The sequence below is a fragment of the Arthrobacter sp. H5 genome (assembly GCF_000520595.1).
Taxonomy (GTDB): Bacteria; Actinomycetota; Actinomycetes; order Actinomycetales; family Micrococcaceae; genus Arthrobacter_D.
This window is the reverse complement of record NZ_KI914989.1, coordinates 244,055-264,603: the sequence shown is the minus strand read 5'-3', so window position 1 is coordinate 264,603 and position 20,549 is coordinate 244,055. Positions and strand designations below refer to the sequence as shown.

Here is a 20,549-nt window from a genome sequence, read left to right as displayed (position 1 = left end):
AGAGTCTAGTTGCTAAATGAGGTAGATCACAGTCGACATCTGTGTGACCTACTCAGGTGAGGCAGTTAGAGCGCGGAGACGGACCCGCCGGCTGCGGAAATTTTCTCCGCAGCGGAGGCCGAGAAGGCATGTACCTTAACATCGACCTTGACGTTGATGTCACCGGTACCCAGAACCTTGACCAGCTGGTTCTTGCGAACAGCTCCCTTGGCAACCAGGCTGTCCACGGACACCTCGCCGCCTTCCGGGAAGAGCTCGTTCAGCTTGTCGAGGTTGACTACCTGGAATTCAACCCGGAATGGGTTCTTGAATCCACGCAGCTTCGGCAGCCGCATGTGCAACGGCAGCTGACCGCCAGCAAAGCCGGCCTTGACCTGGTAACGCGCCTTGGTGCCCTTGGTGCCACGGCCCGCAGTCTTTCCCTTGGAACCTTCACCACGGCCCACGCGGGTTCGTGCTGTCTTGGCTCCAGGGGCTGGACGCAGGTGGTGAACCTTCAGCGTCTGCACACGCTCGACGGTCTCAACTGCAGCAGCGCTTTTGGCGGCTGCAGTCTTTGAGGCCGGCTTGCGCGCAGGCGTTGACTTTGTGTCTGCCGCGGATGTTTCCGCAGTCTTCTTCTCTGCCATTATTTGGCCTCCTCAACCTTCACGAGGTGCGGAACCGTGTTGACCATACCCACGGTCACGGCGTCGGCGCTGCGGACCACTGTGTGGCCGATGCGCTTCAGACCGAGCGAGCGAAGGGTGTCGCGCTGGTTCTGCTTGCCGCCAATGACGGACTTGATTTGAGTGATTTCCAGCTTCGCGGAGCTGACCACCACACGCTTTGGTGTAATCGCAGTCATTACGCACCTGCCTTCTGATCCTGCATTGCGCGCAGCATCGACGTGGAAGCAACCTCGTCGAGCGGCAGTCCGCGGCGTGCAGCCACGGCCTGAGGCTCTTCGAGACGCTTCAACGCGTCAACGGTTGCGTGAACAATGTTGATGGCGTTTGAAGAGCCGAGCGACTTCGAGAGCACATCATGGATGCCAACGCATTCCAGTACGGCGCGCACCGGGCCACCGGCAATAACACCGGTACCAGGAGAAGCCGGACGCAGGAGGACTACTCCGGCTGCTGCTTCGCCTTGAACCAGATGCGGAATGGTGCCGCCAATGCGGGGAACCTTGAACATGGTCTTCTTGGCTTCTTCAACGCCCTTGGCGATAGCCGAGGGAACTTCCTTGGCCTTGCCGTAGCCAACACCGACCATGCCGTTGCCGTCGCCGACGATTACCAGGGCGGTGAAGCTGAAGCGACGCCCACCCTTGACCACCTTGGAGACACGGTTGATGGCAACAACGCGTTCAATGAACTTGTCCTTATCATCTCCGCGGCCGCCGTCACGGCCGCCACGTCCACCGTCACGGCCGCCACGGCCGCCATCACGGCCACCGCGCCCGCCGCCGCCCGCGGCGCCGCCGCCACGTTCGCCGCGGCTTCCGCCACGACGATCGTCGGTCGCCGGCGCAGACTCGGTCGCCTGTGCTGCTGGAGCTTCGGTCGCAGGCTGATCAGTTGCCACAGATTCCTTTTCCTTATTTGCTTCAGTCACAGTGCCAGCCCACCTTCACGGGCGCCATCTGCGATTGCGGCGATGCGGCCGTGGTACTTGTTGCCCCCACGGTCAAACACAACTGCCTCGATGCCGGCTGCCTTGGCGCGTTCGGCGATCAGTTCGCCCACGCGCTTGGCCTTTGCCGTCTTGTCGCCGTCGAATGACCGGAGATCGGCTTCCAGTGTTGACGCCGAAGCTACGGTAACGCCCTTCGAGTCGTCAACAACCTGCACGAACATGTGGCGTGCTGAACGGTTGACCACCAGCCGCGGACGAAACGCGGTGCCGGTGATCCGCTTGCGAACGCGAAGGTGGCGGCGACCGCGCTGTGCGGATTTACTCTTGGAGCTCCGCTTCTTATTGATGCTGATTGCCATGATTACTTACCAGCCTTTCCGACCTTGCGGCGGATAACTTCGCCCGCATAGCGGATGCCCTTGCCCTTATAAGGGTCGGGCTTGCGAAGTTTACGAATGTTCGCGGCGACTTCGCCGACCTGCTGCTTGTTGATGCCGGAGACGGAGATCTTGGTAGGTCCCGCAACGGTCAGCGTGATGCCGGTCGGTGCCTTGACGGATACCGGGTGGCTGTAGCCGAGCGCAAACTCCAGGTCGGATCCCTTGGCCTGGACACGGTAACCCGTGCCCACAATCTCGAGATCCTTTTTGTAACCGTCGGTGACGCCGGTGATCATGTTGGAGATCAGGGTCCGGGTCAGGCCATGCAGCGAGCGTGACTCACGCTCGTCATTGGGGCGGGAGACGGTCAGCGTGTTTTCCTCAAGGGAGACCGCGATCGGGCTGGGCACACTGTGGCTCAGCTCGCCTTTGGAACCCTTGACTGAAACTATGCTGCCATCCACCTTGACCTCAACGCCTGCAGGTACGGTGATGGGGAGACGTCCAATACGTGACATTATTCTTTCCCTTTCCCGCTACCAGACGTAGGCGAGGACTTCCCCACCCACGCCCTTCTTCGCTGCCTGGCGGTCTGTCAACAGACCGGAGGATGTGGACAGGATCGCGATTCCAAGACCGCCCAGAACGTGCGGCAGGTTGGTGGACTTCGCGTATACACGCAGGCCCGGCTTGGAGATGCGGCGGATTCCCGCTATTGAACGCTGGCGGTCGGCACCGAACTTGAGGTCGAGGGTCAGCTTCTTGCCGACCTCCGCTTCCTCTTCCTTCCAGCCGGCAATGTAGCCTTCAGCCTTCAGGATGTCGGCAACTCGTGCCTTGAGCTTGCTGTACGGCATTGACACGGTGTCGTGGTATGCCGAGTTTGCATTGCGCAGACGTGTAAGCATGTCTGCCACAGGATCTGTCATTGTCATTGGGCTCTTGCCCTTCCTCGTAACGGTTTCCGGATTCCGTCAGGATCCGGCATGCGCCTTATCCTGTCCGGAGCGGACCTGGAACGTAGTTGATTAGTCTTCGGATTTGAACGGGAAGCCAAGCGCCTTGAGCAGCGCGCGGCCTTCGTCGTCGGTCTTTGCCGTGGTGACAATTGTGATGTCCATGCCACGTACGCGGTCGATCTTGTCCTGGTCGATCTCGTGGAACATGGACTGCTCCGTAAGACCGAAGGTGTAGTTGCCGTTGCCGTCAAACTGCTTGCCGCTGAGACCGCGGAAGTCGCGGATACGGGGCAGCGCGAGGCTGACCAGGCGGTCCACAAATTCCCACATGCGGTCACCGCGAAGCGTGGTGTGTGCACCAATGGGCATTCCCTCACGCAGTTTGAACTGCGCGATGGACTTGCGTGCCTTGGTGACCTGCGGCTTCTGGCCGGTGATCTGTGTGAGGTCGCGGACGGCGCCGTCAATGAGCTTGGAGTCCTTTGCGGCATCTCCAACACCCATGTTGACAACAACCTTCACCAGGCGGGGAACCTGGTTGACGTTGCTGTAGCTGAAATCCTCCAGCAGAGTGGTCTTGATTTCCGCTGCATAACGGTTCTTCAGACGCGGGACGATCTTTGCTTCCACTGCTTCGGTAGTCATGCCAGATCCTTCCCTGATGCCTTGGCAACGCGGATACGGACCGTGCGCTCCCGGCCGTCGCGTTCAACGGTTTCGGTGCGGTAGCCAACACGCGTTGGCTTCTTGGTCTCGGGGTCCACCACGGCAATGTTGCTGATGTGGATGGGTGCCTCGACGGTCTCAATGCCACCAGTCTTGGTGCCGCGCTGCGACTGTCCAACCTTGGTGTGCTTGGTGATCCGGTTGATGCCCTCCACGAGAACGCGGTTGGTGTCCGGGAATACCTTCAGAACCTTGCCCTGCTTGCCGCGGTCTCCCCCGCGGTCCTGCCTGGCACCACTGATGACCTGAACCAGGTCACCCTTCTTGATCTTGAATTTCACATTGGTCTGTCCCATGGACTACAGCACCTCCGGCGCCAGCGAGATGATCTTCATGAACCGCTTGTCGCGCAGTTCGCGGCCAACCGGCCCAAAGATGCGGGTACCACGTGGGTCCCCGTCGGCTTTGAGGATCACAGCTGCGTTCTCATCAAACTTGATATAGGAACCGTCCGCGCGGCGGCGTTCCTTCTTGGTGCGGACGATGACCGCCTTGACGACGTCGCCCTTCTTGACGTTGCCGCCCGGGATGGCGTCCTTGACTGTGGCGACAATAACGTCGCCGATGCCTGCGTAGCGGCGCCCGGATCCCCCGAGAACGCGGATGGTCAAGATTTCCTTGGCACCCGTGTTGTCGGCGACCTTAAGCCGCGACTCCTGCTGAATCACTTATTACTCCTGTCGTCGCGCCGGTTCTCATGAGCTGAGCCTTGCGGAACGGATATGGGTGGGCCCCGTAATACTGGTACTCACCACACAGACGGAGGCGCCCGAAAGCGCCTGCGGTGTGTGCTGAACAAGATTATCGGGCTTTTGTCCTGAATCGCCGGTGTGGAAGCTCATACCTCTACCCCACCGGACAGACAAGATTTTCATCTTATCGCGAAAGCACTGTGTAAAAGAAATCGGTCTGCGGGAGTTCCCGCCGGCCGGTGGAACAGCCAAGGGGCGTCCCGGTGGATAACCACCGGAACGCCCGTCATGGGCCCACGCGGCCAGGGTTCCCCTGATTCCGCAGAGCGGAATCCAGGGTAGGCCGTGGGGCCTATTTGGCCTTTTCGAGAATTTCTACCAGGCGCCACCGCTTGGTAGCGGACAGCGGGCGGGTCTCGCTGATCAGAACGTGATCGCCGATGCCGGCGATGTTCTGCTCGTCGTGGACCTTGACCTTGGTGCTGCGGCGGAGAACCTTGCCGTAGAGAGCGTGCTTTACGCGGTCCTCAACCTGCACAACAATGGTCTTCTGCATCTTGTCCGACACAACAAAGCCGCGGCGGGTCTTACGCTGGCCGCGTACAGCGGTTTCACTCGTGGTGCTCACTTGTTCGCTTTTCTCTTCACTCATTTGGCGTCCTCCTCAGAAACCTCTGTGTCCTCGGACTTGGTGTCCTTGGTGGAGGCCTTCTTGGATTTCTTACCGGCCTTCTCTGTTTTTGCTTCCTCTACAGGAGCAACAACGTCGGGGCGGATGCCCAGCTCGCGCTCACGCAACACCGTGTAGATACGTGCAATGTCACGCTTGACTGAGCGCAGGCGGCCGTGGTTTTCCAACTGGCCGGTAGCCGACTGGAAGCGAAGGTTGAACAGCTCTTCCTTGGCCTTGCGGAGTTCCTCCGTCAGGCGATCCTTGTCAAAACCGTCCAGCTGATCGGTAACGAGTTCCTTTGAACCAATTGCCATAACTATTCACCACCCTCACGACGCACAATGCGTGCCTTCAATGGCAGCTTGTGGATTGCCAGGCGCAATGCCTCGCGCGCTACCTCTTCTGTTACACCGGAGAGTTCAAAGAGAACACGGCCGGGCTTGACGTTTGCCACCCACCACTCAGGTGAACCCTTACCGGAACCCATGCGGGTTTCGGCAGGCTTCTTGGTCAGCGGACGGTCCGGGTAGATGTTGATCCAGACCTTGCCGCCACGCTTGATGTGGCGGGTCATGGCAATACGGGCAGATTCAATCTGGCGGTTGGTGACATAAGCCGGGCTCAGCGCCTGGATGCCCCACTCGCCAAAGCTGACCTGGGTGCCGCCCGTTGCAGCGCCGGAACGACCCGGGTGGTGCTGCTTACGGAACTTGACTCGACGTGGGATAAGCATTTAAGCCTGCCCTCCTTCAGCTGGTGCTGCAGTCTCTGCGGGAGCAGCTTCTGCCGGAGCAGCGGATGCTTCAGCAGGAGCGGCGGCGCGTTCAGGACTACGACGACGGCGGTCACCGCCACGGTCACCGCCGCGTTCAGCACCGGCTGGGCCACGGCCCGGTCGGTCGCTGCTGGCGCCGCGGCCACGTGAAGGTGCGGCTGCAGCCTGGGCGGCAAGTTCCTTGGCAGTGATGTCGCCCTTGTAGATCCAGACCTTCACGCCAATGCGGCCGAAGGTGGTCTTGGCTTCGAAGAAACCGTAGTCGATGTTCGCACGGAGGGTGTGCAGGGGCACACGGCCTTCGCGGTAGAACTCCGAACGGCTCATTTCAGCGCCACCCAAACGACCGGAGCACTGGACACGGATGCCCTTGGCCCCGGCGCGCTGAGCGGACTGCATGGCCTTCTTCATTGCACGGCGGAAAGCCACGCGTGAAGAAAGCTGCTCAGCAACACCCTGCGCAACCAGCTGGGCTTCCATCTCGGGGTTCTTGACCTCGAGGATGTTCAGCTGAACCTGCTTGCCGGTGAGCTTCTCCAACTCGCCGCGGATGCGGTCCGCTTCGGCGCCGCGGCGGCCGATGACGATGCCCGGACGTGCCGTGTGGATATCCACACGGACGCGGTCACGGGTGCGCTCGATCTCTACCTTGGCGATGCCGGCGCGGTCCATGCCCGTGGACATGAGTTGGCGGATCTTGATGTCCTCGCGGACAAAGTCCTTGTAACGCTGTCCCGGCTTGTTGCTGTCAGCAAACCAGTGTGACCTGTGGTCAGTGGTGATGCCGAGTCGGAACCCATGCGGGTTTACTTTCTGTCCCACTTAGCGGTCCTCCACTTTCTCAGGGGTAGCTACTACAACAGTGACGTGGCTGGTCCGCTTGTTGATGCGGAATGCCCGGCCCTGTGCACGCGGCCGGAACCGCTTCATTGTGGGGCCTTCGTCAACGAATGCTTCGCTGATGATGAGGTTGCCCTCGTCGAACGCGATGCCGTCGCGGTCCGCGAGGACGCGGGCGTTGGCAACTGCTGACTGAACTACCTTGAATACCGGCTCTGAAGCCGCCTGTGGGGCGAACTTCAAGATTGCCAGAGCCTCATTCGCTTGCTTGCCACGAACCAGGTTGACGACGCGCCGGGCCTTCATAGGCGTAACGCGCAAGTGACGCGCAATAGCCTTGGCTTCCATTGCTTTCCTTCTCTCGTCTTAGCCGTAAAGACAGGCGCCTAGCGGCGCTTGCCCTTGCGGTCGTCCTTCACATGGCCGCGGAAGGTCCGCGTTGGAGCGAATTCGCCGAGCTTATGCCCGACCATCGACTCGGTGACAAACACCGGAATGTGCTTGCGCCCGTCGTGCACGGCGATCGTGTGCCCGAGCATGTCGGGGACGATCATTGAACGGCGGGACCACGTCTTGATGACGTTCTTGGTGCCCTTGTCATTCTCACGAGCCACCTTTACGAAAAGGTGCTGATCGACGAAGGGGCCTTTCTTCAGGCTGCGTGGCATGTCTCCAGGCTCCTATCGCTTGTTCTTGCCGGAACGACGGCGACGCACAATGAGTGAGTCGCTCTCTTTGTTGGGACGGCGGGTACGGCCTTCGGCCTTACCGTTCGGGTTGACCGGGTGACGTCCACCGGAAGTCTTGCCTTCACCACCACCGTGAGGGTGATCGACCGGGTTCATCGCTACACCACGCACTGTTGGGCGGACGCCCTTCCAGCGCATGCGGCCAGCCTTGCCCCAGTTGATGTTGGACTGCTCAGCGTTGCCGACCTCGCCGACCGTTGCACGGCAGCGCACGTCGACGTTGCGGATTTCACCGGAAGGCAGCCGAAGCTGCGCAAAGCGGCCTTCCTTGGCAACGAGCTGAACAGATGCACCAGCCGAGCGTGCCATCTTTGCTCCGCCGCCGGGACGCAGCTCCACAGCGTGGATCACGGTACCAACGGGGATGTTGCGAAGCGGCAGGTTGTTGCCGGGCTTGATGTCGGCCCCGGCACCTGCTTCAACCATGTCGCCCTGCTTGAGCTTGTTCGGCGCAACGATGTAGCGCTTGGTGCCGTCGATGTAGTGCAGGAGCGCGATGCGTGCCGTGCGGTTGGGATCGTATTCGATCTCAGCAACGCGGGCATCCACGCCGTCCTTGTCGTGGCGACGGAAGTCGATAAGACGGTACTGACGCTTGTGTCCACCACCCTTGTGACGGGTGGTGATCTTGCCCGAGTTGTTACGGCCGCCCTTCTTAGGGAGCGGACGCACCAGGGATTTCTCCGGCGTCGACCGTGTGATTTCTGCGAAGTCGGCAACGCTCGAGCCGCGACGGCCCGGGGTTGTCGGCTTGTATTTACGAATAGCCATTTTTCAGTTCCTCGTTAAAGTGGTCTCCGCCCTAACCGAGCGGACCGCCGAAGATATCGATCGTTCCTTCTTTGAGGGTCACAATGGCACGCTTGGTGTCCTTGCGCTGCCCCCAGCCAAAGCGGGTCCGCTTGCGCTTCCCCGAACGATTGAGCGTGTTGATCGAGTCGACCTTGACGGAGAAAATTTTCTCCACGGCCAGCTTGATCTCTGTCTTGTTGGAGCGCGGGTCAACCAGGAAGGTGTACTTACCTTCGTCGATCAGGCCGTAGCTCTTTTCCGAAACGACGGGTGCAATGACGACGTCGCGAGGATCCTTTGCGATGGAGCCACTCACTTGGCATCCTCCTCAGTTGTGCTGTCGCTATCGGCGCCAGCGGCCTTGGCCGTTGCGATGAATGCGTCATAAGCGGCCTTGGTGAAGATCACGTCGTCCGACACAAGCACGTCGTAAGTGTTGAGCTGATCGACGTACAGCACGTGGACCTGCGGAACATTGCGCACCGACAGTGCTGCAACATCATTTGCGCGCTCAATAACAACGAGCAGGTGTGCCCGCTCCGAAACGCCGCGAAGCGTGTCGAGTGCTGCTTTGGTGGAAGGCTTTTCGCCCTTCACCAGGGATTCCAGTACGTGGATACGGCCGTTGCGCGCCCGGTCCGAAAGCGCTCCGCGGAGTGCGGCGGCCTTCATCTTCTTGGGTGTGCGCTGGCTGTAATCGCGGGGAGTGGGTCCGTGGACAACTCCACCGCCGGTCATGTGGGGAGCGCGGATTGAACCCTGGCGGGCACGTCCGGTTCCCTTCTGCTTGAACGGCTTGCGGCCTGCGCCGCTCACCTCGGCGCGGGTCTTGGTCTTGTGCGTACCCTGACGGGCAGCAGCAAGCTGGGCCACGACAACCTGGTGCAGCAACGGCACGTTGGTCTGGGTGTCGAAGATTTCCGCCGGGAAATCAACTTTCACAGTTTTGGTAGCCATCTAGCTATGCTCCCTTCACGGCGGTTCGTACAAAGACGACCTGTCCGCGGGCACCTGGAACGGCACCCTTGATCAGCAGCAGCGACTTCTCAGCATCCACTGCGTGAACGGTGAGGTTCAGCGTGGTTTGGCGAACGGCACCCATACGGCCTGCCATTTTCATGCCCTTGAAGACGCGGCTGGGGGTCGAAGCGCCACCGATCGAGCCTGGCTTGCGGTGGTTCTTATGCGCGCCGTGTGAGGCTCCAACGCCGTGGAAACCGTGACGCTTCATGACACCGGCAAAGCCCTTGCCCTTGGTGGTACCAACGACGTCGACCAGCTGGCCGGCTTCGAAGGTCTCAACGGAGAGCTCCTGGCCCAGCGAGTAGCTGTCGGCATCGGACGTGCGCAGTTCCACGAGGTGGCGGCGAGGTGTGACGCCGACCTTGTCGAAGTGGCCAGCCAGAGGCTTGGTCACCTTGCGTGGGTCGATCTGGCCGAAGCCGATCTGAACCGCGGTGTAGCCGTCGGTGTCCGCTGCGCGCAGCTGAGTGATGACGTTGGAATCGGCCCGGACAACGGTCACCGGAATCAACCGGTTATCCGCATCCCAAACCTGGGTCATGCCGAGCTTGATGCCCAACAGGCCCTTTACCTGACGCGTAAGTGAAGTAGACATAATGTATCCGCTCTCCCTTACAGCTTGATTTCGATGTTCACGTCCGCGGGCAGATCGAGACGCATCAGCGAATCGACGGCCTTGGGCGTGGGGTCAATAATGTCGATCAGACGCTTGTGAGTCCGCATTTCAAAGTGCTCACGGCTGTCCTTGTACTTGTGCGGTGAGCGAATAACGCAGTAAACGTTCTTCTCCGTCGGCAGGGGCACGGGGCCAACCACCGTGGCGCCTGCGCGCGTCACCGTCTCAACGATCTTCCGGGCTGATACGTCAATGACCTCGTGGTCATATGACTTCAGCCGGATGCGGATTTTTTGTCCCGCCATGGCGTCTCGACTCTCTTTCTTATGAAGGCTGCCGTCGTATCCGACGGCCTTCCCTGTGCGTACTCTGTCTGCGCCTGTTGTGTGACGCTCCTCCAACAGACTGAATCCGGACAATTCCGGGTTCCTCACTCTGTCGAGGCACCGACCCCCGCGCTCGGGCGTGTCGCGGATTCCCTACATGGTCATCCCGCGATTCCAGACCAGCTGGATAAGGGTGGGTTATATTTGGGCTAAGCCACGCGGCGTACGCCGACCCTGCACCAGGCATTATCCTGACCGGGACTACGTCTCAAACCGCGCGCAGAAGCGCTTGAACAACTCACCTAGTCTGCCAGATAACCCCGGCGATTGCGAATCGGGTGCAGGCGGACCGACGTCGTCGTACATTCCCTTACGCGCGGGCGGTCACCGGCGGACGTGCCACCGGCCGACGTACTTTCTGCCCCGCGTGGGTTGCCCGGCGTCCGCACTGTCACCGCCGCGGTGTCACACTGTCACAGCCTGCGCCACCGGCCGACGTGCCACCCTCTCCCCTGCCCTACGCACCCGTTTCCCGGTTCACGCACTCAAAACCGGCTGGCACGAAGGCGATCTTCACGCTTCTTCTCGGCGACAACCACCTGGCTAGCGGTTCGCCCCTTCATGTACTCAGCCTTCTGATACTTCACGAGGCCATCAAACTCCCCGATCAGCCCAAGTTCGGGCCAATAGAAATCGGTCCGGGCGATGAACCCCCGTTCGTCGCGGAACTCGGCCTGGAGTTGAGGGGGCGGGAACCCGAAGAGGTGCATGTACGCCCGGCTGGCGGACTCGCCCGGCGATTGCGACCGTGCATCACTGAACTCGAGAACCCTGTTCAGCCGCTGGCGGACCGCTCCGGAACCAATCCATCCCGCGGCGTCGCTCATGGCGGCAATATCCGTGCGTTTCCTACGCAGCATCGCATCCACTGCCACGACGCCACTTCCAAACGACGATTCCGCACCAAGTGCCACCAGCGTCGAATTTAACCCCGTTAGCCGGAGTCCATCGAGGCTGATCTTCTCGGGAACGTACCCACTGGAAAAGTGCCGGCGTATATCGTTTCGGGACCGGGCCACCCGGTCGCCTTCCTGCTGCGCGTGCACACGCGCCGGGATACCAAGGATGGGAATATCGAGAACGACGGCGGCACTCTCGTGTGAAAACAGCGGCGGATTTCGGGCGGTGTCGTTTACCGCCAGGATGCGCAAACGGTACCGATCCCACGGATCCAGCTCGTCCCACAGCTCGCGCTCCGCATATATCCCGTGCCGGACCCGGACCAGCTTTCCCGATTTGCACAAACGCAGGAGCTCCCCCGGGTCCCTGCCCTGAACGCTCAACTCGGCCGAGGACCTCAAATGGGCCCGCAATTCCCTCATTCTGCTCATGCGTACAAGCCTGTCCCGCAGGAGTTGGTCATGGAGGCTTCAATGCGCGTATGTGGATAAGTTCAGGGGCACCACGCTCTACTTAGGCGGTCAGGCGCATAAAGGGGTGGCGCCGTCGTCGTGCCCGTTCCCGGCGAGCGCACCCGAAAACCGCAGACGCCCCCGCTATTCAGGGTGCGGGCAACGGAATGAGGTGCGCCCGCCGACAAGTGGCGCGGCCACCGCGGGCACGCACCGTGACCGACACCGGGCAGGAGCCGCGGTACCAGGCAAGGCCACTATCAGCACGGCACCGCGGCACAATTTGCTTCCCCATGCCCAAAGAGGAAGGGCCCCGCTGCACGTGCAGCGGGGCCCTTCCTCCAGAAACTCGAAGTGAGTTACTTGATGATCTTGGTGACGCGTCCCGAGCCAACGGTGCGGCCACCCTCACGGATGGCGAAGCCGAGGCCGTCTTCCATAGCGATTGGCTGGATGAGCGCAACGGTCATCTCAGTGTTGTCGCCAGGCATAACCATTTCAGTGCCCTCGGGGAGGGTGATGACGCCGGTTACGTCCGTGGTGCGGAAGTAGAACTGCGGGCGGTAGTTCGAGTAGAACGGGTTGTGACGCCCGCCCTCATCCTTGGCCAGGATGTAGACGTTGGCCTCGAAATCGGTGTGCGGGGTGATGGAACCCGGCTTGACGATAACCTGGCCACGCTCTACGTCCTCGCGCTTGATGCCGCGGAGCAGGAGACCACAGTTCTCGCCTGCCCATGCTTCGTCAAGCTGCTTGTGGAACATCTCGATACCGGTGACCGTGGTCTTCTGGATCGGGCGGATACCCACAATTTCGATTTCCGAGTTGATCTTCAGGGTTCCACGCTCGGCGCGGCCCGTAACAACGGTTCCGCGGCCGGTGATGGTGAAGACGTCTTCAACAGGCATCAGGAACGGCTTGTCCTTGTCGCGGATTGGGTCCGGAACGCTGTTGTCAACGGCTTCCATCAGTTCCTCAACGGACTTGACCCACTCTGCGTCGCCTTCGAGGGCCTTGAGCCCTGAAACGCGGACCACTGGTGCCTCATCGCCGTCGAAGCCCTGTGCGCTAAGCAGCTCACGAACTTCCATTTCCACGAGGTCCAGCAGTTCCTCATCGTCAACCATGTCCGACTTGTTCAGTGCAACCAGCAGGTAGGGAACACCAACCTGGCGGGCCAGCAGAACGTGCTCGCGAGTCTGGGCCATAGGTCCGTCAGTCGCTGCAACCACAAGGATTGCGCCGTCCATCTGCGCTGCACCGGTGATCATGTTCTTGATGTAGTCAGCGTGACCGGGGGCGTCTACGTGTGCGTAGTGGCGCTTCTCGGTCTGGTACTCAACATGCGAGATGTTGATGGTGATGCCACGCTGCTTCTCCTCGGGAGCCGAGTCGATGGACGCGAAGTCGCGTGCCTCGTTGAGAGTGGGGTACTTGTCATAAAGCACCTTGGAAATGGCAGCCGTCAACGTGGTTTTTCCATGGTCAACGTGACCAATGGTGCCGATGTTAACGTGCGGCTTAGTCCGCTCGAACTTTGCCTTCGCCACGGGTTCCTCCTAGAACGTTTTGAGAAGATTTGCTTTCCAGCCGCGCTTTTCGCGGCTGAAACCTATGCAAGTCTACTGGGGGCTTTTACTTTGATGAAATTACTGCTTGCTTCGGGTCCCGGTAGTGGTTCCCTCAGCCGATCTGCGAACTACTCGCCGCGCGTCTTCTGGATGATTTCGTCGGCTACAGCCTTTGGAACTTCCGCATAGCTGTCGAACTTCATCGAGTACACGGCACGTCCCTGGGTCTTGGACCGCAGGTCACCGATGTATCCGAACATTCCCGAAAGAGGCACGTGGGCAGTAATGACCTTCACGCCACTTGCATCTTCCATGGACTGCATCTGACCACGGCGGGAGTTGAGGTCGCCAATTACTTCACCCATGTACTCCTCGGGTGTGCGGACTTCAACTTCCATCAACGGTTCAAGCAGAACAGGGTTGGCCATCCGTGCGGCTTCCTTGAACGCCATGCGGCCGGCGATCTTGAAGGCCATTTCGGATGAGTCAACGTCGTGGTAGGCGCCGTCAAGCAGAATCGCTTTGATACCGACTACCGGATAACCGGCAAGCACACCATCGTTGAGGGCATCCTGGATGCCGGCGTCGACGCTCGGGATGTATTCGCGCGGGATACGTCCACCGGTGACCTTGTTGTCGAAGGCATACAGCACGCCATCTTCAACTTCCATCGGCTCGATGGCAATCTGGATCTTTGCGAACTGACCCGATCCACCCGTCTGCTTCTTGTGGGTGTAGTCATGCTTGACAACCGCGCGCTTGATGGTCTCGCGGTAAGCAACCTGGGGCTTACCCACGTTGGCTTCAACCCGGAACTCGCGCCGCATACGATCCACCAGGATGTCCAGGTGGAGCTCGCCCATGCCCGCGATGATCGTCTGGCCGGTGTCCACGTTGAGGGAAACCTGGAACGTGGGATCCTCAGCCGAGAGCTTCTGGATAGCTGTGGACAGCTTCTCCTGATCACCCTTGGTCTTGGGTTCGATGGCAACCGAGATCACGGGATCCGGGAAGCTCATCGACTCAAGCACAATCTGGTTGGCACTGTCCGACAGCGTGTCGCCTGTAGTGGTGTCCTTCAGGCCGATAGCTGCGTAGATGTGGCCTGCAAGGGCTTCCTCAACGGGAATTTCCTTGTTGGCGTGCATCTGGAACAGCTTGCCGATGCGCTCCTTCTTGCTCTTTGTGGAGTTGACGACCTGCGTACCTGCGGAGACCTGACCCGAGTAAACCCGGATGAAGGTCAACTGTCCGAAGAACGGGTGGGTCGCAACCTTGAACGCCAAGGCCGAGAACGGCTCTTCGGTGCTCGGCTTGCGGGTCAGTTCAACTTCCTCGTCCCGGGGATCGTGACCGATCATCGGGGGAACATCCAGCGGGTTGGGCAGGTACGCGACGACGGCATCAAGCATCGGCTGTACGCCGCGGTTCTTGAAGGCCGAACCACACAGGACCGGGTAGATTTCCGAAGCTATGGTGAGCTTGCGGATTCCAGCCTTGATCTCTGCTACGGAAGGCTCCTCACCGGCGAGGTACTTCTCCATGAGATCGTCATCGGCTTCAGCGACGGCCTCGAGCAGCTGAGCCCGGTAGTCGTTTGCCTTGTCCACGAGGTCAGCCGGAATCTCTTCGATCTCGTACTTGGCTCCCATGGTGACGTCACCCTTGGAATCGCCGCGCCAGGTCAGCGCGCGCATTTCCACAAGGTCAACAACACCCTCGAAGTCGTTCTCTGCACCGATGGGCAGCTGGATAACCAGCGGCTTGGCGCCGAGGCGGCTGATGATGGTGTCCACTGTGAAGTAGAAGTCGGCGCCCAGCTTGTCCATCTTGTTGACGAAACAGATGCGGGGAACTTCATACTTGTCAGCCTGGCGCCAAACAGTCTCGGACTGTGGCTCCACGCCTTCCTTGCCGTCGAACACCGCAACTGCACCATCAAGGACGCGGAGTGAACGTTCCACCTCAACGGTGAAGTCCACGTGGCCTGGAGTGTCGATGATGTTGATCTGGTTGTTGTCCCAGAAGCAGGTCACGGCGGCGCTCGTGATGGTGATGCCGCGTTCCTTTTCCTGTTCCATCCAGTCGGTCGTCGAAGCGCCGTCGTGGGTTTCGCCGATTTTATGGTTGACACCCGTGTAGAACAGGATGCGCTCGGTGGTAGTGGTCTTGCCGGCATCAATGTGCGCCATGATGCCGATATTGCGGACCTTGTTGAGGTCAGTAAGCACGTCCTGTGCCACGGTGTCTCCCTTATTCTTGGATTCGGAGAAGTTGGAGTCGGACTACCAGCGGTAGTGTGCGAAGGCCTTGTTGGATTCGGCCATCTTGTGAGTGTCCTCGCGGCGCTTTACAGCGGCGCCCAGACCATTCGAGGCATCAAGGATCTCGTTCATGAGACGCTCCGTCATGGTCTTCTCACGGCGGACCTTCGAGTAGCCAACAAGCCACCGCAGGGCAAGAGCCATGGAACGGCCCGGCTTGACCTCGACGGGAACCTGGTAGGTTGCACCGCCAACACGGCGCGAGCGGACTTCGAGTGAAGGCTTGACATTGTCCATAGCCTTCTTCAGTGCGGCAACGGGATCGCCGCCGGACTTGACGCGCGCACCTTCCAGGGCACCGTACACGATGCGCTCTGCGGTGGACTTCTTGCCATCAACCAGAACCTTGTTGATCAACTGAGTGACCAACGGTGAACCGTAGACGGGATCTACTACCAGCGGCCGCTTGGGGGCCGGACCCTTGCGAGGCATATTACTTCTTCTCCATCTTCGCTCCGTAGCGGCTGCGTGCCTGCTTGCGGTTCTTCACACCCTGGGTGTCAAGGGCGCCGCGGACAATCTTGTAGCGCACACCGGGGAGGTCCTTCACGCGGCCACCACGGACCAGCACGATGGAGTGCTCCTGCAGGTTGTGCCCAACGCCGGGAATGTAGGCAGTTACTTCGATGCCACCGTTGAGCTTCACGCGTGCAACCTTGCGGAGCGCCGAGTTTGGCTTCTTTGGGGTGGTGGTATAGACGCGGGTGCAGACGCCACGTTTCATGGGGCTGCCCTTCAATGCGGGCGCCTTGGTCTTGGAGACCTTAGGTGACCGGCCCTTTCGGACCAGCTGGTTAATAGTAGGCACTTCTTAGTTCTCCGTAATGTCTCGAGAAAAAATCTCTGCTTACGCCGCCGCGCACGGAAACCCGGCTTACAAAAGCCAGGATGCCTGCCGGCGTCGCGTTGTCAGTCGTTTGGCGAGCCTACGCTGTGAAGCTGCCGAAACGACGGTAGGCGTGCGAAAATGTGGCATTCGTTGTACAAGTTCCCTACAACCCGGAGATACGTCTCGCGACGCCAATCCACTGCCACACAAACAATTACCGTCAACTCTACCAGAAGATCGGTTACGCACTGTCCACGAATGCAGAGAACCCCCGGATCACAGGGATCCAGGGGTTCTCCGGCAGGACTGCCTTACGCGTTAGCGGAAGTCGCTTGTTCCCATGTCGTAGTCATCCAACGGAATGGCGTGGAACTCAGGGCTCATTCCGCCGTCGACACCCGCGTAGTCAAAGTCGCTGAACGCGCTTGGACCAGTGAACAGGTTGGCCTTGGCTTCCTCGGTCGGTTCAACGGTGATCTTGGTGTAGCGGTCCAGGCCGGTTCCGGCCGGGATCAGCTTACCGATGATCACGTTTTCCTTCAGGCCGAGCAACGGATCGCTCTTGCCTTCCATGGCGGCCTGCGTGAGAACACGCGTGGTCTCCTGGAACGAGGCTGCGGACAGCCAGGACTCGGTGGCCAGTGATGCCTTGGTGATGCCCATGAGCTCGGGACGGCCTGAGGCCGGCTTCTTGCCCTCGGACACAACCCGCCGGTTCTCGTTCTCGAAGCGCCGGCGTTCGGCCAGCTCTCCGGGAAGGAGATCCGATTCGCCGGACTCGATGACCGTGACGCGGCGCAGCATCTGACGGACAATAACCTCGACATGCTTGTCGTGGATGCCCACACCCTGGCTGCGGTACACGCGCTGCACTTCGTCCACGAGGAACTCCTGTGCCTTACGCGGGCCGAGGATACGCAGGATCTGCTTGGGATCGACAGCACCGAATACCAGCTGCTGGCCAACCTCCACGTGCTCGCCGTCCGTTACCAGCAGGCGTGCACGGCGCAGCACCGGGTAGGCAATCTCTTCGGAGCCATCATCCGGAGTGACAATCAGCCGCAGCTGCTTCTCAGCGTCCTCGATGTTCACGCGACCGGCAACCTCGGAGATCGGGGCGACACCCTTGGGGGTACGCGCCTCGAAGAGCTCCTGGATACGTGGCAGACCCTGGGTGATGTCCTCCGCCGATGCAACACCACCGGTGTGGAAGGTACGCATGGTCAGCTGCGTTCCGGGCTCACCGATGGACTGCGCGGCGATGATGCCAACAGCCTCGCCGATGTCCACGGTCTTGCCCGTTGCCAGTGAACGGCCGTAGCACAAGGCGCACGTACCAACACTCGACTCGCAGGTCAGCACCGAGCGCACCTTGATCTCGGTGACGCCTGCGGCGAACAGCTCGCCGATCAGCACATCTCCGACGTCGGATCCGGCCGGTGCAAGCACCTTACCCTTGGAGTCGACGACGTCGGTTGCCAGCGTACGTGCGTACGCCGAGTTCTCGACTTCCTCGTGCAGGACGAGCTCGCCGTCGGCGTTGGGCACGGCAATCGTGACGCTCAGGCCGCGTTCGGTGCCGCAATCATCCTCGCGGACAATCACATCCTGTGAGACGTCGACCAGTCGACGCGTCAGGTAACCCGAGTTGGCGGTACGCAGTGCGGTGTCCGCCAGACCCTTACGGGCACCGTGCGTGGCGATGAAGTACTCCAGAACCGACAGGCCCTCGCGGTATGAGGACTTGATCGGACGCGGGATGATCTCGCCCTTGGGGTTTGCCACGAGTCCACGGATACCAGCGATCTGGCGGACCTGCAGCCAGTTACCACGTGCACCTGAGGACACCATGCGGTTGATCGTGTTGTCCTTGGGCATGGCACCGCGCATGGACTCAGCAACCTCATTGGTGGCCTTGTTCCAGATGTCGATCAGTTCCTGACGGCGTTCCTCATCAGCGATGAGGCCCTTGTCGAACTGGGACTGCACCTTGGCCGCCTGGGTCTCGTAGCCCTCCATAATTCCGGCCTTGTTGATCGGCGCGGAAATATCGGAGATTGCCACAGTGACGCCGGAGCGGGTGGCCCAGTAGAAGCCGGCATCCTTCAGGTTGTCCAGCGTTGCCGCTGTCACCACCTTGGGGTACCGCTCTGCGAGGTCGTTGACGATAGTGGAAAGCTGGCCCTTGTCGGCAACCTTCTCCACCCACGGGTAATCGGCGGGAAGCGTCTCGTTGAAGAGCACCTGTCCCAGCGATGTCTCGATGAGTGCCGGGGTACCTTCTTCCCAGCCCTCAGGGGCTGCGACGTCGGCACTGGGGACGAATCCCGAGACGCGGATGCGGACCACGGAGTTCAGGTGCAGCTCGCCAATGTCAAAGGCCATGATGGCCTCCGCGGAGGTTGAGAACACACGGCCCTCGCCTGCGGAACCCTCACGCTTGGTGGTGAGGTGGTGGAGACCGATGATCATATCCTGCGACGGGAGGGTCACCGGACGGCCATCGGACGGCTTCAGGATGTTGTTGGAGGACAACATCAGGATGCGCGCCTCGGCCTGCGCTTCAGGACTCAGCGGCAGGTGGACTGCCATCTGGTCGCCGTCGAAGTCCGCGTTGAACGCACCGCAAACCAGCGGGTGCAGCTGAAGGGCCTTACCTTCAACCAGCTGCGGTTCGAATGCCTGGATGCCCAAACGGTGCAGGGTTGGTGCGCGGTTCAGCAGGACCGGGTGCTCGGTGATGATCTCTTCAAGGACATCCCAGACCTGTGGACGGTACCGCTCGACCATGCGCTTGGCAGACTTGATGTTCTGCGCGTGGTTGAGGTCCACCAGCCGCTTCATCACGAATGGCTTGAAGAGCTCAAGCGCCATCTGCTTGGGCAAACCACACTGGTGCAGCTTCAGCTGCGGGCCGACGACGATGACCGAACGGCCCGAGTAGTCGACGCGCTTGCCGAGGAGGTTCTGACGGAAACGACCCTGCTTGCCCTTGAGCATGTCGCTCAGTGACTTCAGTGGACGGTTGCCCGGTCCGGTGACCGGACGCCCGCGGCGGCCGTTGTCGAAGAGGCTGTCAACAGCTTCCTGAAGCATGCGCTTCTCGTTGTTTACGATGATCTCCGGGGCACCGAGATCAAGCAGTCGCTTGAGGCGGTTGTTGCGGTTGATCACACGGCGGTAGAGGTCGTTGAGGTCGGAGGTCGCGAAACGGCCACCGTCCAACTGAACCATTGGGCGCAGTTCCGGCGGGATCACCGGGACAGCGTCCAACACCATGCCGAGCGGGCTGTTGGTGGTGGTCAGGAACGCGTTGACAACCTTGAGCCGCTTGAGCGCGCGTGTTTTGCGCTGGCCCTTGCCGTTCTGGATGATGTCGCGCAGCATCTCAGCCTCACCGGGCATGTCAAAGTTCTCAAGACGCTTCTTGATGGCTTCGGCACCCATGGAACCCTCGAAGTACAGGCCGTAACGGTCGCGGAGTTCGCGGTACAGACCCTCGTCGCCTTCAAGGTCAGCGACCTTGAGGTTCTTGAACCGGTCCCAAACCTGTTCCAGCCGCTCGATCTCGGCGTCGGCACGCTTACGGACATTCGCCATCTGACGATCGGCCGAGTCACGGGCCTTCTTCTTGTCGGCAGCCTTGGCGCCCTCGCCCTCGAGACGTGCGAGCTCGTTCTCGAGGTCCTTGGCGATGGTTGCGATGTCGGAGTCGCGGGTGTCCACCATCTGCTTCTTCTCAAGGTCATGCTCTGCCTGGAGGTTAGGCAGCTCGGCGTGGCGGTTTTCCTCATCCACGGAGGTGATCATGTACGCCGCGAAGTAGATGACCTTTTCAAGGTCCTTCGGAGCAAGATCAAGAAGGTAACCCAGACGTGAGGGGACACCCTTGAAGTACCAGATGTGGGTTACAGGAGCAGCAAGCTCAATGTGGCCCATGCGCTCACGGCGCACCTTGGCACGTGTGACCTCTACGCCACAACGCTCACAAATGATGCCCTTGAAACGGACACGCTTGTACTTGCCGCAGTAGCATTCCCAGTCACGTGAAGGTCCAAAGATCTTCTCGCAGAAGAGGCCGTCCTTCTCAGGCTTGAGGGTACGGTAATTGATGGTTTCCGGCTTCTTGACCTCGCCGTAAGACCAACCACGGATTTCTTCCGCAGTGGCAAGGCCGATTCGCATGAGGCCGAAGGAGGATTCGCTGGACATATGGTCCCTGTTCTCTCTTTGTTCTCTAAA

26 protein-coding genes are annotated in these 20,549 nt (G+C 60.4%); all 26 read right to left on the bottom strand.

Annotated elements, in window-relative coordinates:
* Positions 1-65: 65 nt before the first annotated feature.
* The 26 genes from rplO to Y708_RS0108885 all read right to left on the bottom strand — a co-directional run bounded on the left by rplO (position 66) and on the right by Y708_RS0108885 (position 20,519).
* Complete coding sequence (rplO, locus tag Y708_RS0109010; protein ID WP_253905750.1) at positions 66-629, bottom strand: 50S ribosomal protein L15; 564 nt, start codon at positions 627-629, stop codon at positions 66-68.
* Positions 629-847: a 50S ribosomal protein L30 gene (gene rpmD, locus Y708_RS0109005; protein ID WP_028279677.1), complete on the bottom strand. Its 219-nt coding sequence runs from the start codon at positions 845-847 to the stop codon at positions 629-631. The genes rplO and rpmD overlap by 1 nt, the downstream gene beginning before the upstream one ends.
* A complete protein-coding gene (gene rpsE / locus Y708_RS0109000) occupies positions 847-1,599 on the bottom strand; it encodes a 30S ribosomal protein S5 (protein ID WP_028279676.1) in 753 nt (250 codons plus the stop codon). Before rpsE ends, rpmD begins: the two co-directional genes overlap by 1 nt.
* Positions 1,596-1,979 (bottom strand): 50S ribosomal protein L18, encoded by a 384-nt coding sequence (gene rplR / locus Y708_RS0108995; protein WP_028279675.1) that lies wholly within the window; start codon positions 1,977-1,979, stop codon positions 1,596-1,598. The genes rpsE and rplR overlap by 4 nt, the downstream gene beginning before the upstream one ends.
* A gap of 2 nt (positions 1,980-1,981) precedes the next feature.
* Positions 1,982-2,518: a 50S ribosomal protein L6 gene (gene rplF, locus Y708_RS0108990; protein ID WP_028279674.1), complete on the bottom strand. Its 537-nt coding sequence runs from the start codon at positions 2,516-2,518 to the stop codon at positions 1,982-1,984.
* 18 nt (positions 2,519-2,536) lie between these two features.
* Positions 2,537-2,935, bottom strand: coding sequence for a 30S ribosomal protein S8 (gene rpsH / locus Y708_RS0108985; protein WP_028279673.1), 399 nt, complete (start codon positions 2,933-2,935; stop codon positions 2,537-2,539).
* 93 nt (positions 2,936-3,028) lie between these two features.
* Positions 3,029-3,604, bottom strand: coding sequence for a 50S ribosomal protein L5 (gene rplE / locus Y708_RS0108980; protein ID WP_028279672.1), 576 nt, complete (start codon positions 3,602-3,604; stop codon positions 3,029-3,031).
* Positions 3,601-3,981, bottom strand: coding sequence for a 50S ribosomal protein L24 (gene rplX, locus Y708_RS0108975; RefSeq protein ID WP_028279671.1), 381 nt, complete (start codon positions 3,979-3,981; stop codon positions 3,601-3,603). The genes rplE and rplX overlap by 4 nt, the downstream gene beginning before the upstream one ends.
* A 3-nt stretch (positions 3,982-3,984) precedes the next feature.
* Positions 3,985-4,353, bottom strand: a complete 369-nt coding sequence (gene rplN, locus Y708_RS0108970) for a 50S ribosomal protein L14 (protein WP_028279670.1) — start codon at positions 4,351-4,353, stop codon at positions 3,985-3,987.
* 376 nt (positions 4,354-4,729) lie between these two features.
* Entirely contained in the window at positions 4,730-5,029 is a 300-nt protein-coding gene (rpsQ, locus tag Y708_RS0108965) for a 30S ribosomal protein S17 (RefSeq protein WP_035775748.1), read from the bottom strand.
* Positions 5,026-5,364 carry a 50S ribosomal protein L29 gene (rpmC, locus tag Y708_RS31415; protein WP_028279668.1) on the bottom strand — a complete coding sequence of 113 codons (339 nt, stop codon included), beginning with the start codon at positions 5,362-5,364 and terminating at the stop codon, positions 5,026-5,028. Before rpmC ends, rpsQ begins: the two co-directional genes overlap by 4 nt.
* A 2-nt stretch (positions 5,365-5,366) precedes the next feature.
* Entirely contained in the window at positions 5,367-5,783 is a 417-nt protein-coding gene (rplP, locus tag Y708_RS0108955) for a 50S ribosomal protein L16 (RefSeq protein WP_028279667.1), read from the bottom strand.
* Positions 5,784-6,647 (bottom strand): 30S ribosomal protein S3, encoded by an 864-nt coding sequence (gene rpsC / locus Y708_RS0108950; protein WP_028279666.1) that lies wholly within the window; start codon positions 6,645-6,647, stop codon positions 5,784-5,786.
* Complete coding sequence (gene rplV / locus Y708_RS0108945; protein WP_028279665.1) at positions 6,648-7,013, bottom strand: 50S ribosomal protein L22; 366 nt, start codon at positions 7,011-7,013, stop codon at positions 6,648-6,650.
* A gap of 38 nt (positions 7,014-7,051) precedes the next feature.
* Complete coding sequence (gene rpsS, locus Y708_RS0108940; RefSeq protein ID WP_028279664.1) at positions 7,052-7,333, bottom strand: 30S ribosomal protein S19; 282 nt, start codon at positions 7,331-7,333, stop codon at positions 7,052-7,054.
* A gap of 12 nt (positions 7,334-7,345) precedes the next feature.
* On the bottom strand, positions 7,346-8,185 hold the full coding sequence (gene rplB / locus Y708_RS0108935; RefSeq protein ID WP_028279663.1) for a 50S ribosomal protein L2: 840 nt from the start codon (positions 8,183-8,185) through the stop codon (positions 7,346-7,348).
* A gap of 31 nt (positions 8,186-8,216) precedes the next feature.
* Positions 8,217-8,522: a 50S ribosomal protein L23 gene (gene rplW / locus Y708_RS0108930; protein WP_028279662.1), complete on the bottom strand. Its 306-nt coding sequence runs from the start codon at positions 8,520-8,522 to the stop codon at positions 8,217-8,219.
* Positions 8,519-9,163 (bottom strand): 50S ribosomal protein L4, encoded by a 645-nt coding sequence (gene rplD / locus Y708_RS0108925; RefSeq protein WP_028279661.1) that lies wholly within the window; start codon positions 9,161-9,163, stop codon positions 8,519-8,521. The genes rplW and rplD overlap by 4 nt, the downstream gene beginning before the upstream one ends.
* Before the next feature lie 4 nt (positions 9,164-9,167).
* A complete protein-coding gene (gene rplC, locus Y708_RS0108920) occupies positions 9,168-9,824 on the bottom strand; it encodes a 50S ribosomal protein L3 (RefSeq protein WP_028279660.1) in 657 nt (218 codons plus the stop codon).
* A gap of 17 nt (positions 9,825-9,841) precedes the next feature.
* Positions 9,842-10,150: a 30S ribosomal protein S10 gene (gene rpsJ, locus Y708_RS0108915; protein WP_003803825.1), complete on the bottom strand. Its 309-nt coding sequence runs from the start codon at positions 10,148-10,150 to the stop codon at positions 9,842-9,844.
* Positions 10,151-10,716: 566 nt separating this feature from the next.
* Entirely contained in the window at positions 10,717-11,562 is an 846-nt protein-coding gene (locus Y708_RS23955) for a type IV toxin-antitoxin system AbiEi family antitoxin domain-containing protein (RefSeq protein ID WP_081746619.1), read from the bottom strand.
* A gap of 380 nt (positions 11,563-11,942) precedes the next feature.
* The gene (gene tuf, locus Y708_RS0108905; RefSeq protein ID WP_028279659.1) at positions 11,943-13,133 is read right to left on the bottom strand and encodes an elongation factor Tu; all 1,191 of its coding nucleotides are present in this window, start codon (positions 13,131-13,133) and stop codon (positions 11,943-11,945) included.
* A 149-nt stretch (positions 13,134-13,282) separates the two neighbouring features.
* Positions 13,283-15,397 carry an elongation factor G gene (gene fusA, locus Y708_RS0108900; RefSeq protein ID WP_028279658.1) on the bottom strand — a complete coding sequence of 705 codons (2,115 nt, stop codon included), beginning with the start codon at positions 15,395-15,397 and terminating at the stop codon, positions 13,283-13,285.
* Positions 15,398-15,439: 42 nt separating this feature from the next.
* Complete coding sequence (rpsG, locus tag Y708_RS0108895) at positions 15,440-15,910, bottom strand: 30S ribosomal protein S7 (protein WP_028279657.1); 471 nt, start codon at positions 15,908-15,910, stop codon at positions 15,440-15,442.
* 1 nt (position 15,911) lies between these two features.
* Complete coding sequence (rpsL, locus tag Y708_RS0108890) at positions 15,912-16,286, bottom strand: 30S ribosomal protein S12 (RefSeq protein ID WP_028279656.1); 375 nt, start codon at positions 16,284-16,286, stop codon at positions 15,912-15,914.
* A 339-nt stretch (positions 16,287-16,625) separates the two neighbouring features.
* On the bottom strand, positions 16,626-20,519 hold the full coding sequence (locus tag Y708_RS0108885) for a DNA-directed RNA polymerase subunit beta' (protein ID WP_028279655.1): 3,894 nt from the start codon (positions 20,517-20,519) through the stop codon (positions 16,626-16,628).
* Between the last annotated feature and the right edge of the window lie 30 nt (positions 20,520-20,549).